The organism is Cereibacter changlensis JA139 (assembly GCF_003034985.1).
Classification (GTDB): Bacteria; Pseudomonadota; Alphaproteobacteria; order Rhodobacterales; family Rhodobacteraceae; genus Cereibacter; species Cereibacter changlensis.
Genome location: NZ_PZKG01000106.1, coordinates 1 through 13366, shown reverse-complemented (window position 1 = coordinate 13366; position 13366 = coordinate 1). Strand labels below are relative to the sequence as shown.

Below are 13366 nucleotides of genomic sequence, written 5' to 3'. Positions count from 1 at the left end.
GTTGAACATCGCTCTGGTCGGCTCTGGTCCCACCGGCTCTACACGCTGGCCACGCTGGTCGAACAGCCCGACCCCATGCTGCTGACCATCTACGAGGCCGCGCCGCTCGGCGGGGTCGGCATGCCCTACAGCCCGGACGCCACGCATATCGCCATGCTGGCCAATATCGCCAGCATCGAGATCCCGCCGCTGACCGAGACCTATCTCGACTGGCTGCACCGCCAGCCCGGCGCCTTCCTGCGGATCTACGGCGTCGATCCCGAGACGCTGCACGACCGGCAGTTCCTGCCCCGCCTGCTGCTGGGCGGCTACTTCCGCGACCAGTTCGAGCGGCTCTTGGAGCGTGGCTGCGCCGCCGGGCATCAGATCGCGCTGCGCGAGCGCTGCCGGGTGGTGGACATCGAGGCGCTGCCCGAGGGGCTGCGGCTCCTGGCCTCGACCGACGGGGCCGAGCCGGAGCCGTTGTTCCACGACCGGGTGATCCTCGCCACCGGCCATGTCTGGCCCGACGAGGCGCAGAACACGCCGACCTATTACCTCAGCCCCTGGACCGGCCTGCCCGAGGCCGAGATCCCGGCGGCGCGGATCGGCGTGCTGGGCACCTCGCTCAGCGCCATCGACGCGGCGATGTCGATCGCCCTGCAGCACGGCCGGTTCAGCGGCGGCAGCGAGGGGGCGGCGGTGGTCTACGAGCCGCATGACCCGGCGGCGATCCCGCGGATCACCCTGATGTCGCGCAGCGGCATCCTGCCGGAGGCGGATTTCTACTGCCCGCTGCCCTACGAGCCGCTGCAGATCTGCACCGAGGAAGCGGCGAAGACCGAAGCGGCGCGGGGGCCGCAGGGCCTGCTGGACCGGCTCTTCGCGCTCTTCGCCGCGCAGCTGGCGGCGGCGGACCCGGACTATGCCGCAGGCATCGGTCTCGACGACCTGACCGCCGACAGCTTCTCCGCCGCCTATTTCGCCGGGCGTTCCGGGGTGGAGCCCTTCGACCACGCGGCGCACAACCTGGCCGAGGTGCTGGAGAACCATGCGGCGAAACGCACGGTGGCCTGGCGCTACGCCATCCTCAGGATGCACGAGGTCTTCGACCGGATGATCCCAATGCTGGACGAGGCGGACCTCGGCCGGTTCGACGGAGGGCTGAAGACGGTCTTCGTCGACAATTACGCGGCGATCCCGCCCAGTTCGGTGAGCCGGCTCCTGGCGCTGCACGCGGCGGGGGTGGTCGAGGTGCTGCGGCTGGGCCGCGACTATGATCTGGACGAGCGCGGCTCCGGCGTCGCGGTATCGGGGGCGGGCGGCGACCGGCGCTTCGACCTGTTCATCGACGCCCGCGGCCAGCGACCACTCGACCTCGCCGCCCTGCCCTTCCCCGGGCTGCGCCGCCAGCTGGCGCAGGACGCCGACCCGAAGGGCCGCGAGATCGCCGTCGACCCGCAGTTCCGCCTGCAGATCCCGGAGCGGGACGCGGCCGAGATCCGCCTCGCCGCCCTGCCCTTCCTGATGCGCCGCCGGCCCTTCATCCAGGGCATCACCGCGGCGGCCGAGATCGGCACGCTGGTCGCGCGCTCGATCCTGCCACCGGTGGAGGAGGCGCCCCTCAGAGCGCGGTCGCCGCGCGCTGAGGGGCGGCGGGGGCAGCCGGGAGAGGTATCCCGCCGACTGTCCGAATGGACAGCTTCCAATGGCTGCGCCGGGTGCTAGGCGTTTCGGATCAAGTCTTTGTATTCGAACACCTTTGCCTCTGGATAATCGCATGAACCGCCGCTCATTGTTGCCGGAGCTCGCTCCCGCGCGCCCGCCCTCCCGCTGGCGCAGGCTTGTCGCCCGTCCGGCCCGCCGCCTCTGGGGCGAGATCTTCCGGACCTCCGCCGGCGCGCTGCTCCTGCTGCTGCTGTTCTCCGGTCTAGTGATCTCGGCGATCCTGCGCTACTGAGCCGGCCGCCGCCCGCGCTTTTCGCCGCAGAGCGCTTTTCCGATGGCACTTTCGGGCAGCTTTGGCGTTGGTGCGAAAGACCCGACGTCCGGGCGCATCCATGGAGGGATCAGAATGACCAAGCGCGACGACCTGATTGCCAAGAGGGCCCACGAGATCTGGGAGCAGGAAGGCAGGCCGCACGGCCGCGACGAGGAGCACTGGCATCGGGCCGCCGAGGCGATTGCCGCGGAGGAGGGCGGCGCCGAGGATGGCGCCACTGAGACGGCCGAGGCCGCGCCCAAGGCCGCGAAGAAGCCGCGCGCCGCGAAAGCCGCTGGCGCCGACCCCGCCCCGAAGCGCAAGCCGGCGGAACCGGCGGCGGAACCGGCGGAGAAGGCCCCGCGCGCGCCGCGCAAGCCGAAGGCCAAGCCGGCGGGCTAACCGCCGCAATCCTCCGCCTGCCAGAGCCGGGCGGGCGGGCCGGCCTCAGCCCCCAGTTCCAGACAGCGGCCCGCGGCGCAGAGCGTCCAGCCGCCGCCGGTCGCGCCCGAGGCGGCAAGGAACACCTCGCGCTGCGGCGGCAGGGTCGGCGTGTAGCGCCAGACCCCGTCCGAGAGGCGCGCGCCCTCCGGCACCTCCATCCCGGCGCCGCTGCCTTCGATCCGCGCCTCGACCGGGCGTAGCCCGTCCTCGGTCACCTCCCAGCGCTCCCACCAGAGGCCGCGGGTCACCGAATGGGTCCAGCTGAGCTCGAAGCCGGTGACCGCCAGCGCCAGAACCGATCCGGCCGCGGCGACGCAGAGGCTCACGCCAGCCCTTCCCTGCCGCGCCGGCGCATCCGGACCCAGTGCAGGCCGATGACCAGCGCCGCCAGCGCAAAGCCGATCTCGTCGGTCAGCGGCAGCGCGGCCACCAGCGTCGCCCCGGCCAGCATGGCCAGCGCCCGCTCCCACCACAACGCATGGCCGAGACCGTAGCCGACCACCGCGACGCCCCAGAGGCCGATGGCGAGACAGGCCTTGGTGAAGATGTAGACCACCTCGACCGGATAACCGAAGGTCGCCGCGATCGGCCCGGCGTCCTGCAGCATCAGCGCCGGGGTATAGACCGCCATGAAGGGCACGACAAAGCCCGCCACCGCCAGTTTCGACGCCTGCAGCGAGATCTTCAGCCCCGAGGTCTTTGCCATAGGCGCCGCGGCGAAGCAGGCCAGCGCCACGGGCGGCGTCAGGTCGGCCATGATGCCGAAGTAGAAGACGAACATGTGGCTGACCAGCAGCGGCACACCCAGCTCCATCAGCGCCGGACCGGCGAGCGAGGAGGTGATGATGTAGTTCGGGATGGTGGGGATCCCCATGCCGAGCACGAGGCAGACCAGCATGGTCAGCAGGAGCGAGAGGAACAGGTTGTTCTCGCCGATGGCGATGATCGCGCCGATGAAGGTCGAGGCGATGCCGGTCAGGGTCAGCGTGCCGATGATCACCCCGACGATGGCGCAGGCGATGCCCACCGGCAGCGCGTTGCGCGCCCCCTCGGCCAAGGCGTCGCGCACGATCAGCAGCGTCTCGCGCCCGCCCTTGAAGACGGCGCAGGCGAGGACCAGCAGAGCGATGACCAGCGCCAGAAGATCGACACCGAAGCGGATGAAGGAGGCAGCGGCGAGGCCCAGCACGATCCAGAACAGGAGGCGGAATACGAAGGGCCCGATCAGCGCCGCCAGCGGCGCGCCGAGGATCAGCACGACGACGAGTGCGAGGCCCATGGTGCCGGCGAAGATCGGGGTGAAGCCGGCGAAGAGCAGCCAGACCAGCGCCACCAAGGGCAGCACCAAGGGCCATTGCTCCTTCACCGCCCGCCACGGGTTCGGCAGGCCGGCTTTGTCCATTCCCTTCAGCCCGGCCTTGCCGGCCTCCAGATAGACCATCCAGAAGCAGACGCCGAAGTAGAGGATCGCCGGCAGGATCGCCGCCTGCACCACTGACGCATAGGGCACGTTCAGCGTCTCGGCCATGATGAAGGCCACCGCTCCCATCACCGGCGGCATGATCTGCCCGCCCATCGACGAGGTCGCCTCCACCCCGCCGGCGAAGGAGGAGCGGAAGCCGAAGCGCTTCATCAGCGGGATGGTGAACTGGCCGCTGGCCACCACATTGGCGACGCCCGAGCCGGAGATCGTGCCCATCAGCGCCGAGGACAAGATGCAGACCTGCGCCGGCCCGCCGCGCCAGCCGCCGACGAGGCCGAGCGCGAAGTCGTTGAACAGCTTCAGCATCCCGGCGCGTTCGAGGAAGGCGGCGAAGACGACGAAGATGAAGATGTAGGCCGCCGAGACATAGATCGGCGTGCCGTAGATGCCTTCGGTGCCGAAGGAGAAATGCTCGATGATCTGCACGAAGTCATAGCCGCGATGCACCAGCGGTCCGGGCAGGTGCTGGCCGAAGAAGCAATAGGCAAGGAAGATCCCAGCGATGGTCGCCAGCGCCCAGCCCATCAGCCGGCGCGACAGGTCGAAGACCAGCACTAGAAGCAGCGTGCCGACGACGATGTCCGCCGTGGTCAGGAAGCCCGAGCGGCGGATGATGTCGGCGTAGAACACCCAGTTGTAGAGCCCGGTGGAAAAGCCGAGCAGCGCCAGCGCCCAGAACAGCGCCTTGGTCGCCGCGCGTTTCGCCAGCAGGTTGGCGACCAGCGCGAAGCCGAGGAGCAGCAGGAAGCCGACATGCATCGAGCGGATGATCTGGCTCGGCAGCGTGCCATAGGCGGCGGCCCAGATCTGGAAAGCCGAGAAGGTCACCGCGATCCAGAAGGCGATGCGCCCGCCGAGCCCCTCGCCGAAGCCGGCAGGCAAGCCCTCGATCGCCTCTTCGGCGGTTTGCGCGATCACCTCGATCCGCTGCGGTTCGGTCATGCTGCCCCTCCCAGGGTCTGTGCGCCGCCTGTGGCGGCGGCGGCGGGGCCGCGGGATTTCCCCGGCCCCGCCGAAATGGTCACTGGATGAGGCCGGCTTCGCGGTAGTAGCGCTCGGCGCCCGGGTGCAGCGGGATCGACAGCCCCTCCAGCGCGCCTTCCAGCGTGATGTTGCCGGCGGCGGCATGGGCCGACTTCAGCCGCTCGAGATTGTCGAAGATCAGCTTGGTCATCTGATAGGCCGTCTCCTCGCTGACCGCCTCGCTGGTGACGAGGATGTTGCCGACCGAGGCGGTCGGCACATCGGCCTCCTGCCCGGTGTAGGTGCCGGCGGGGATCGTCGCTGCGGCATAGGGCGCACCGATCCTCTCCACCACCTCGGCCGGGATGCCGATCACGGTGATCTCGTGCGTGGCCGAGAGGTCCTTGATCGAGGCGACCCCGAGACCGGCGGATTGCAGCGTCGCCTGGATCTGGCGGTTCTTGATTAGCTCGGCGGATTCGGCGAAGGGCAGGTATTCGACCTTGGCGAGGTCGTCATAGCTCATGCCGGCGGCGTCGAGGATGGTGCGGGCGTTCAGCTCGGTCCCCGAGGCCGGGGCTCCGACCGACAGCGTCATGCCCTTCAGGTCGGCCAGCGTGGTGGCGCCCGAACTGGTCTCGGCGACGATCTGGATGTAGTTCGGATAGATCGCGGCGATGGCGCGCAGATTGGTCAGCGGCTGCGGAAAGCCCGCCTCGGCGTTGCCCTCCCAGGCCAAGGCCACTGCGTCGCCGAGCGAAATGGCGATCTCGCCCTTGCCCTGCGCCAGAAGGTTCAGGTTCTCGACCGAGGCCTTGGTGGCCTGCACCTGGGTGCGCGAACCCTCGATGCCATCGACGTAGATCTCGGACAGCGCCACGCCCAGGGGGTAGTAGACCCCCGAGGTGCCGCCGGTCAGGACGTTGATGAATTCCTGGGCGCGAACCGCGGGCGCGGCAAGCAGGGCCGCGCCAAGCGCGGCGGACGCAACAATTTTTCCGGACAGAGACATGCAATTTCCTCCCAGTGCAGGCCGATGGGCCGCAAGCCTGCACCGGGCCGCGGTTCAGAGAAAGCACTTTCTGCCCGGACCCTGCCATTTTGCCGCAGCCCCCCGCTCAGGCGGTCGCAGCCGCCATCCCGGTCAATCTGTCAACGGCCAGATACGCAAATTTCGACTGTCGGGCGCTACGTCATGCAGGGATAATCCGCCTTGCAATCCGCGAAGCGAAACCTTTCAATTCGCGCCAGACGCCGACAGGAAAGAATCCCCGCGGCATCTCCAACAGAAACGGAGGGAAACGAATGAAACTCGCACATCTGCTGGCCGCCTCGTCGCTGGCCCTGATGGCTGGCGCCGCCGCCCAGGCCAAGACGCTGGTGTATTGCTCGGAAGGTTCGCCCGAGGGCTTCGACGCCGCGCCCTACACCGCCGGAACCACGCTCGATGCTTCGGGCAAGACGGTCTACAACCGTCTGGTCGAGTTCGACCTCGGCACCACCAATGTCGTTCCCTCGCTGGCCGAAAGCTACGAAGTGTCGGAAGACGGGCTGGAGTACACCTTCAAGCTGCGTCCGGGCGTGAAATTCCACACCACCGACTACTTCACCCCGACCCGCGACATGAACGCCGATGACGTGATCTTCTCGTTCAACCGCCAGGGCGACGAGTCGAGCCCGTGGCACCAGTACATCGCCGGGATCAGCTACGAATATTACAGCGGCATGGAAATGCCGGCGGTCATCAAGGAAATCCAGAAGGTCGACGACCTGACGGTGAAATTCGTGCTGACCCGTCCCGAAGCCCCGTTCCTCGCCAACCTCGCGATGAGCTTCGCCTCGATCGTGTCGAAGGAATACGCCGACCAGCTGGAAGCCGCCGGCACGATGGAAGACCTGAACAACGCGCCGATCGGCACGGGCCCGTTCAAGTTCGTCGCCTACCAGAAGGACGCCGTGATCCGCTATCAGGCGCATGACGACTACTGGAAGGGCCGCGAGAAGATCGACGATCTGGTCTTCGCCATCACCACCGATCCGGCGGTGCGCATGCAGAAGCTGCAGGCCGGCGAATGCCACATCATGCCCTACCCGGCGCCCGCCGATCTGGAAGCGCTGAAGGCCGACGAAAACCTGACCGTCATGGAGCAGGCCGGTCTGAACGTGGCCTACCTCGCCTACAACACCACCGTCGCGCCCTTCGACAAGCCCGAAGTGCGCAAGGCGCTGAACATGGCGATGAACAAGCAGGCCATCGTCGATGCGGTGTTCCAGGGCACCGGCCAGCTGGCCAAGAACCCGATCCCGCCGACCATGTGGAGCTACAACGACGCCGTGGTCGACACGACCTACGATCCGGAAGCGGCCAAGCAGATGCTCGCCGATGCCGGCGTCAGCGATCTGAGCATGGAAATCTGGGCCATGCCGGTGCAGCGCCCCTACATGCCCAACGCCCGCCGCACCGCCGAGATGCTGCAGGAGGATTTCTCCAAGATCGGCGTCAACGTCGAGATCGTGTCCTACGAGTGGGGCGAGTATCTGGCCAAGTCGACCGATCCGGCCCGCAAGGGCGCGGTCATCCTCGGCTGGACCGGCGACAACGGCGATCCGGACAACTTCCTCGCCGTGCTCCTGGGCTGCGCCGCGACCGGGGACGGCGGCGCGAACCGTGCGCAGTGGTGCAACGAGGAGTTCGACGCGCTGATCCAGAAGGCCAAGGTGACCTCGGACCAGGCGGAGCGGACCAAGCTCTATGAAGAGGCCCAGGTGATCTTCAAGGATCAGAACCCCTGGGCGACGCTGGGTCACTCCACCGTCTTCATGCCGATGTCGAAGAAGGTCACCGGCTACGTGATGGACCCGCTCGGGACCCACAACTTCACCGGCGTCGATATCGCCGAGTAAACAGGCTACACTAACGTGCAGGCGCGTCGGGGACGTCCCCCCGGCGCGCCTCTCCTCATTCGGGATCGAGATGATAAGATTTCTCCTTGGCAGGTTCGCCTATCTGGTGCCGACCTTCATCGGCATCACCATCGTCGCCTTCGGCTTCGTCCGCCTGCTGCCCGGTGACCCCGTGCTGCTGATGGCGGGGGAACGCGGCATCTCGCCCGAACGCCACGCGCAACTGACCGAACAGCTCGGCTATGACCGGCCGATCTGGGTGCAGTATTTCGAATTCGTCGGAAACCTGTTCCAGGGCGATTTCGGCAACTCGCTCAGCACCAAGAAGCCGGTGCTGGACGAGTTCCTGACCCTGTTCCCCGCAACGATCGAGCTGGGGCTGATCGCGATCCTGATCGCGACGCTGGTCGGCATCCCGCTCGGCGTCTTCGCCGCCATCAAGCGCGGCAGCGTCTTCGACCAGGTGTCGATGGGCGCGGCGCTGGTCGGCTATTCGATGCCGATCTTCTGGTGGGGACTTTTGCTCATCATCTTCTTCTCGGGCATCCTCGGCTGGACTCCGGTCTCCGGCCGGATCGACCTGCTGTATTTCTTCCCCAACGGCACCGGCTTCATGCTGTGGGATTCGCTCGCCTCGGGCCAGAGCGGCGCCTTCACCTCGGCGGTGCGCCACCTGATCCTGCCGTCGATCGTGCTGGCCACGATCCCGATGGCGGTGATCGCCCGGCAATCGCGCTCGGCCATGCTGGAGGTGCTGAGCGAAGACTACGTCCGCACCGCCCGCGCCAAGGGGATGAGCCCGTTCCGCGTGGTCGGCATCCACGCGCTGCGCAACGCGCTGATCCCGGTGATCACCACCATCGGCCTGCAGATAGGCGTGCTGATGGCCGGGGCGATCCTGACCGAGACCATCTTCTCCTGGCCCGGGATCGGCAAATGGATGATCGATTCCATCTCGCGCCGCGACTACCCGTCGGTGCAGGGCGGTCTTCTGCTGATGGCGGGGGTGGTGATGATCGTGAACCTGATCGTCGACCTGCTCTACGGCGTCATCAATCCCCGCATCCGTCACAAGTGAGGTCGACATGACAGAGACTACGCAACAGACCTCCGAAACCCGGCGGATGCTCTCCGAGTTCTGGTTCTACTTCAGCGAGAACCGCGGCGCGGTGATCGGGCTTTGCGTCTTCATGGCGCTGGTGGTCATCGCCATCTTCGCGCCGCTGCTGGCCCCGCACAGCCCGACGGTGCAGAACCGCGACGCCTTCCTCGTGCCGCCGGTCTGGCAGGAGGGCGGCATGTCCAGCTTCCTGCTCGGCACCGATGCGGTGGGGCGCGACATCCTCTCGCGGCTGATCTTCGGCGCGCGGCAGTCGCTGGTGATCGGCATTGTCGTCGTCACCATCGCGCTGTTCGGCGGCATCATCCTCGGGCTGATCGCCGGCTTCTTCGGCGGCTGGGTCGATACCGTCATCATGCGGGTGATGGACGTGATCCTCGCCTTCCCGTCGCTGCTGCTGGCGCTGGTCATGGTGGCGATCCTCGGGCCGGGGCTGATGAACGCGATGATCGCCATCGCCATCGTGCTGCAGCCGCATTTCGCGCGCCTGACCCGGGCGGCGGTGATGACCGAGCGCAACAAGGAATATGTGATGGCCGCACGGGTTGCGGGCGCCGGTCGCCTGCGGCTGATGTTCAAGACCATCCTGCCGAACTGCCTTGCCCCGCTGATCGTGCAGGGCACGCTGTCCTTCTCCAACGCGGTGCTCGACGCGGCGGCCCTGGGCTTTCTCGGCATGGGGGCGCAGCCACCGACGCCGGAATGGGGCACCATGCTGGCCGAAGCGCGCGAGTTCATCCTGCGGGCCTGGTGGGTCGTCACCTTCCCCGGCCTTGCGATCCTGGTTACGGTGCTGGCGATCAACCTCGTCGGCGACGGTCTGCGCGATGCGCTCGACCCCAAACTGAAGCGGAGCTGAGCCGATGGCGCTTCTGGAAATCCGCAATCTCACGGTCAGCTTCGAAACCTCGACCGGCCTCTTCCACGCGGTGAAGGGCATCGACCTTTCGGTGCAGGAACGCGAGGTTCTGGCCGTGGTGGGCGAAAGCGGCTCGGGCAAGTCGGTGGCGATGCTGGCCTCGATGGGGCTGCTGCCCAAGACCGCCAAGATCACCGCCGACGTGATGACCTTCAACGGGCGTGACCTGCTGACCATGCCCGACACCGAGCGGCGCAAGATCATCGGGCGCGACATCTCGATGATCTTTCAGGAACCGATCGCCTCGCTCAACCCCTGCTTCACGGTGGGCTACCAGATCGAGGAGGTGCTGCGCAGCCATCTGGGCCTCAACCGCGCCGACTGCCGCAAGCGCGCGGTGGAGCTGTTCGGCGCCGTGGGCATCCCCGACCCCGAGAAGCGCCTCGACTCCTATCCGCACCAGATGTCGGGCGGGCAGTGCCAACGGGTGATGATCGCCATCGCCATCGCCTGCAAGCCGAAGCTGCTGATCGCGGACGAGCCGACGACGGCGCTGGATGTGACCATTCAGAAGCAGATCCTCGATCTGCTGATGTCGCTGCAGGAAGAAACCGGCATGGGCATGATCATGATCACCCATGACATGGGTGTGGTGGCCGAGACCGCCGACCGTGTGGCGGTGATGTACAAGGGGCGCAAGATGGAAGAGGCCGATGTGGTGACGCTGTTCGACAACCCGTCGCACAGCTATACCAAGGCGCTGCTCTCGGCCCTGCCGGAGCTTGCGACCGGCGACCGCCTGCCGACAGTGTCGGATTTTGTCGACACCGCCTCGCTGCAGACGGAGGGCGCGCGATGACCCCGGTTCTCGAGGCCCGCGGCCTGATCCGCGACTACAGCGTCACCGGCGGGCTGTTCCGCAAGGCGCAGAATGTCCGCGCCCTGAACGGCATCAGCTTCTCGGTGGAGCAGGGCAAGACCCTCGCCGTCGTCGGCGAAAGCGGCTGCGGCAAGTCCACCCTCGCCCGGATCATCACGCTGATCGACCCGGCAACGGGCGGCGAGCTGCTGATCGACGGCCAGCCGATCGACATCGGCGTGGAGCGGCTGCCCTCGGAGATGCGCCAGAAGGTGCAGATCGTGTTCCAGAACCCGTATGGCTCGCTGAACCCGCGGCAGAAGGTCGGGGACATGCTGATGGAGCCCCTGCTGCTGAACACCAGTGACACGGCAGCCGAGCGGCGCGAGAAGGCCATGGCGATGCTGACCAAGGTCGGGCTTCTGCCCGAGCATTTCAGCCGCTATCCGCACATGTTCTCGGGCGGGCAGCGCCAGCGTCTTGCCATCGCCCGGGCGCTGATGGTGAACCCGCGGCTTCTGGTGCTGGACGAACCGGTCTCGGCACTGGACCTCTCGGTGCAGGCGCAGGTGCTGAACCTGCTGGCCGATCTGCAGGAAGAGTTCAACCTGACCTATGTCTTCATCAGTCACGACCTGTCGGTGGTGCGCTACATCGCCGACGAGGTGATGGTGATGTACAAGGGCGAGGTGGTGGAATACGGCAGCCGCGACGCCGTCTTCGGCAATCCGCAGCACGAGTATACCCGGACGCTGTTCGCCGCGACCCCGGTGACCGACCTCGCCGCCATCCGCGCCCGGGTGGAGCGTCGTCGCGCTGCCGGGCTCGGCGTACAGGTGGCCTGAGCTTCGGGCGGCCCCTTCCGGGGGCCGCCGCCTCAGCCGCGGCCGAGGATCATCGCCAGCATAAGCGCCATGATCGCCCCGCCGGTCACCAGCTGCAGCGCCGCCGAGACCGTCTGCATCCGGCCCGCTGCCGCACCGCCCGCGACCCGGGCAAGTTGGCGCAGCCCGACGCCGCCACCGACCACCAGCCCGTTGAACAGCGCCGTCCCGAGACCCATCGCCAGAACGGCCAGCATGCCGCTTGCCGCGATGTCGAAGCGCCAGGCGATGACCAGCAGGAACAGCGCCCCGGTGCAGGGCCGCAGCGCGATGCTGGCGATCAGCCCCGCCATCTCGCGCTTCGAGGTCAGCGCGGCCACCGCGGCAGGCGTCGGGCCGAGGCTGTGACCGCAGCCGCAGTCCTCACCGTGGTGATGGTGATGCGCATGCGCCTCGCGCTTGGCGTCGAGCTGGCGCAGCAGGGCACGTCCGCCGCGAAAGGCCAGCATCCCCCCGATCAGCGCCACGGCGACATAGCTCGCCGGGGCCAGCCAATCCTCGGTCAGGCCGATGGCCTCGGTCGAGGTCAGCGCCAAGAGCTTCACCCCCACCACGACCAAGAGGATCGCCGTCAGCGATTGCGCCAGCGCCGAGACGAGGCTGAGCCAAAGCATCCGCCAGAGCCCTGCCCCGCCTGCCAGCGCCGCCCCGCCAAGCAGCACCTTGCCATGCCCCGGCCCGAGCGCATGGACGAAGCCGTAGCTCGCCGAAAGGAAGCACAGCGTCGCCAGCGCCCACGGGTCGCCCGCCTTCAGCGCCTGAAGACTGCCGGCCATCGCATTCTGGAAGCCGCGCTGCCGCTCCGCCGCCCAATGCGCCAGCGCCGTCGCCTGCGGCCCGCCGACGAGCAGCAGCGCCACGGCCCCGACGAGGATCGCCAGCAGGACCAGCGTCAGTCGCATGTGAGGGCGATCCCGTCGGCGAAACGGGCGCCGATCATCGGGTCCTCGGGCATCTCTTCCTGCGACAGCGCGTTCAACTCTTCCTGCAGTGCCCGCTCGGCGGCGTCGGGCTGGAACGGAATCACCTGCGCCTCGCAACGGTCGGCCGCGGCGCCGACCACCGTGTAGGCATAGTAATAGGCCGGGTCGTAGAGCTTCAGGCTGGCGCGCAGCCCCTCGGTGGCGCGGGCCTCGGCCAGCGGCAGGTCGAAGCTCACCTCCACCCGGTCGCCGACCATCCGCGCGACGCCATTGGCCGGGCGACCCAGCGGCTGCTTCACCCCGCCCACCCAGAGATAGGTATCGCCCTCGTACTCCGGCGGCCAGTCGGTCTCGCCATGCGCCACCCGCTCCAGATCCTGCGCATCGAGCTTGCCATCGCGGTCATGATCCAGATCGAGTTGGTCGTAGAGCACCAGCGTGGTGAAGGCGTCGTAGAGCCAAGTAATGCGCAGCTCGGTGAGGCTGTCGCCGTCGAAGACGAAAGCGGCGCTGGCGTCGACGAAGACGTGCGGATGCGCCAGGACGGGACCGGCGGAGAGCGCGAGGGCGGAAGCGAGGGTGATGGTGCGGAGCATGCGGCGGTTATGCCGGGTGCGGCGCGCGGGACAAGTCAAATCTTGTCGAGCCCCGCGCGACCGGCATCAATGCGCGAGGCCGCTGCCGAACGGAGCGCCCGGCTCGTGACGAAGGATCGTCCCCGCAGGGACGGCGGAAGCGCCGCGACCCATGGTCGCGAAGCGGTTGCGGGCGGTTGCGGCGGGCCAGCGCCGGTGATGGGCTGGTGCCACGCGACTGCGTGCAACTTCGCAAAAGGGAACATCAATGAGACTGAGCGCCCGCAACATCCTCACCGGCAAGGTCGTCGAGATCACCGCCGGGGCCGTCACCAGCCATGTGAAGATCGACCTCGGCGGCAGCTTCGTCACCGCCTCGATCACCAACGAGG

14 protein-coding genes are annotated in these 13366 nt (G+C 67.7%); 9 read left to right on the top strand and 5 right to left on the bottom strand.

Annotated features, from left to right (window positions below; genetic code table 11):
• The 3 genes from C5F48_RS17570 to C5F48_RS17565 all read left to right on the top strand — a co-directional run.
• The coding region (locus tag C5F48_RS17570) for an FAD/NAD(P)-binding protein (RefSeq protein ID WP_219907810.1) at positions 1 to 1707 on the top strand (1707 nt) is incomplete at its 5' end.
• A gap of 52 nt (positions 1708 to 1759) precedes the next feature.
• Positions 1760 to 1939: a hypothetical protein gene (locus C5F48_RS24845; protein ID WP_146170630.1), complete on the top strand. Its 180-nt coding sequence runs from the start codon at positions 1760 to 1762 to the stop codon at positions 1937 to 1939.
• Between the two features lie 114 nt (positions 1940 to 2053).
• Positions 2054 to 2362, top strand: a complete 309-nt coding sequence (locus C5F48_RS17565) for a DUF2934 domain-containing protein (protein ID WP_107665159.1) — start codon at positions 2054 to 2056, stop codon at positions 2360 to 2362.
• Here the strand turns inward: C5F48_RS17565 and C5F48_RS17560 are convergent.
• The 3 genes from C5F48_RS17560 to C5F48_RS17550 form a co-directional block, all read right to left on the bottom strand.
• The gene (locus tag C5F48_RS17560) at positions 2359 to 2730 is read right to left on the bottom strand and encodes a DUF1850 domain-containing protein (protein ID WP_107665158.1); all 372 of its coding nucleotides are present in this window, start codon (positions 2728 to 2730) and stop codon (positions 2359 to 2361) included. The genes C5F48_RS17565 and C5F48_RS17560 overlap by 4 nt on opposite strands.
• Positions 2727 to 4829, bottom strand: a complete 2103-nt coding sequence (locus C5F48_RS17555; protein WP_107665157.1) for a TRAP transporter permease — start codon at positions 4827 to 4829, stop codon at positions 2727 to 2729. Before C5F48_RS17555 ends, C5F48_RS17560 begins: the two co-directional genes overlap by 4 nt.
• Before the next feature lie 79 nt (positions 4830 to 4908).
• Entirely contained in the window at positions 4909 to 5862 is a 954-nt protein-coding gene (locus C5F48_RS17550) for a TAXI family TRAP transporter solute-binding subunit (protein WP_107665156.1), read from the bottom strand.
• A gap of 293 nt (positions 5863 to 6155) precedes the next feature.
• Here C5F48_RS17550 and C5F48_RS17545 point away from each other — a divergent pair, with 293 nt between their 5' ends.
• From C5F48_RS17545 to C5F48_RS17525, 5 genes are all read left to right on the top strand, one after another.
• Complete coding sequence (locus C5F48_RS17545) at positions 6156 to 7754, top strand: ABC transporter substrate-binding protein (protein ID WP_107665155.1); 1599 nt, start codon at positions 6156 to 6158, stop codon at positions 7752 to 7754.
• A 70-nt stretch (positions 7755 to 7824) separates the two neighbouring features.
• Positions 7825 to 8832: an ABC transporter permease subunit gene (locus C5F48_RS17540; RefSeq protein ID WP_107665154.1), complete on the top strand. Its 1008-nt coding sequence runs from the start codon at positions 7825 to 7827 to the stop codon at positions 8830 to 8832.
• Positions 8833 to 8839: 7 nt separating this feature from the next.
• Entirely contained in the window at positions 8840 to 9733 is an 894-nt protein-coding gene (locus C5F48_RS17535) for an ABC transporter permease subunit (protein ID WP_107665153.1), read from the top strand.
• 4 nt (positions 9734 to 9737) lie between these two features.
• Positions 9738 to 10592, top strand: coding sequence for an ABC transporter ATP-binding protein (locus C5F48_RS17530; RefSeq protein WP_107665152.1), 855 nt, complete (start codon positions 9738 to 9740; stop codon positions 10590 to 10592).
• The gene (locus tag C5F48_RS17525; RefSeq protein WP_107665151.1) at positions 10589 to 11437 is read left to right on the top strand and encodes a dipeptide ABC transporter ATP-binding protein; all 849 of its coding nucleotides are present in this window, start codon (positions 10589 to 10591) and stop codon (positions 11435 to 11437) included. The genes C5F48_RS17530 and C5F48_RS17525 overlap by 4 nt, the downstream gene beginning before the upstream one ends.
• 32 nt (positions 11438 to 11469) lie before the next feature.
• On the opposite strand, the gene C5F48_RS17520 is transcribed toward C5F48_RS17525, so the two are convergent.
• Positions 11470 to 12378, bottom strand: coding sequence for a nickel/cobalt transporter (locus C5F48_RS17520; RefSeq protein WP_107665150.1), 909 nt, complete (start codon positions 12376 to 12378; stop codon positions 11470 to 11472).
• Positions 12369 to 12995, bottom strand: coding sequence for a DUF1007 family protein (locus C5F48_RS17515; RefSeq protein WP_107665149.1), 627 nt, complete (start codon positions 12993 to 12995; stop codon positions 12369 to 12371). The genes C5F48_RS17520 and C5F48_RS17515 overlap by 10 nt, the downstream gene beginning before the upstream one ends.
• 247 nt (positions 12996 to 13242) lie before the next feature.
• Between C5F48_RS17515 and C5F48_RS17510 the strand changes: the two genes are divergently transcribed.
• Positions 13243 to 13366: TOBE domain-containing protein (locus C5F48_RS17510; RefSeq protein WP_181247722.1), on the top strand; the 124-nt coding region annotated here is incomplete at its 3' end.

Coding starts and splice junctions, on each gene's coding strand:
- C5F48_RS17515 (WP_107665149.1), bottom strand. CDS start 12,995: ATGCTCCGCACCATCACCCTCGCTTCCGCCCTCGCGCTCTCCGCCGGT.
- C5F48_RS17565 (WP_107665159.1), top strand. CDS start 2,054: ATGACCAAGCGCGACGACCTGATTGCCAAGAGGGCCCACGAGATCTGG.
- C5F48_RS17550 (WP_107665156.1), bottom strand. CDS start 5,862: ATGTCTCTGTCCGGAAAAATTGTTGCGTCCGCCGCGCTTGGCGCGGCC.
- C5F48_RS17555 (WP_107665157.1), bottom strand. CDS start 4,829: ATGACCGAACCGCAGCGGATCGAGGTGATCGCGCAAACCGCCGAAGAG.
- C5F48_RS17525 (WP_107665151.1), top strand. CDS start 10,589: ATGACCCCGGTTCTCGAGGCCCGCGGCCTGATCCGCGACTACAGCGTC.
- C5F48_RS17545 (WP_107665155.1), top strand. CDS start 6,156: ATGAAACTCGCACATCTGCTGGCCGCCTCGTCGCTGGCCCTGATGGCT.
- C5F48_RS17520 (WP_107665150.1), bottom strand. CDS start 12,378: ATGCGACTGACGCTGGTCCTGCTGGCGATCCTCGTCGGGGCCGTGGCG.
- C5F48_RS17535 (WP_107665153.1), top strand. CDS start 8,840: ATGACAGAGACTACGCAACAGACCTCCGAAACCCGGCGGATGCTCTCC.
- C5F48_RS17540 (WP_107665154.1), top strand. CDS start 7,825: ATGATAAGATTTCTCCTTGGCAGGTTCGCCTATCTGGTGCCGACCTTC.
- C5F48_RS24845 (WP_146170630.1), top strand. CDS start 1,760: ATGAACCGCCGCTCATTGTTGCCGGAGCTCGCTCCCGCGCGCCCGCCC.
- C5F48_RS17530 (WP_107665152.1), top strand. CDS start 9,738: ATGGCGCTTCTGGAAATCCGCAATCTCACGGTCAGCTTCGAAACCTCG.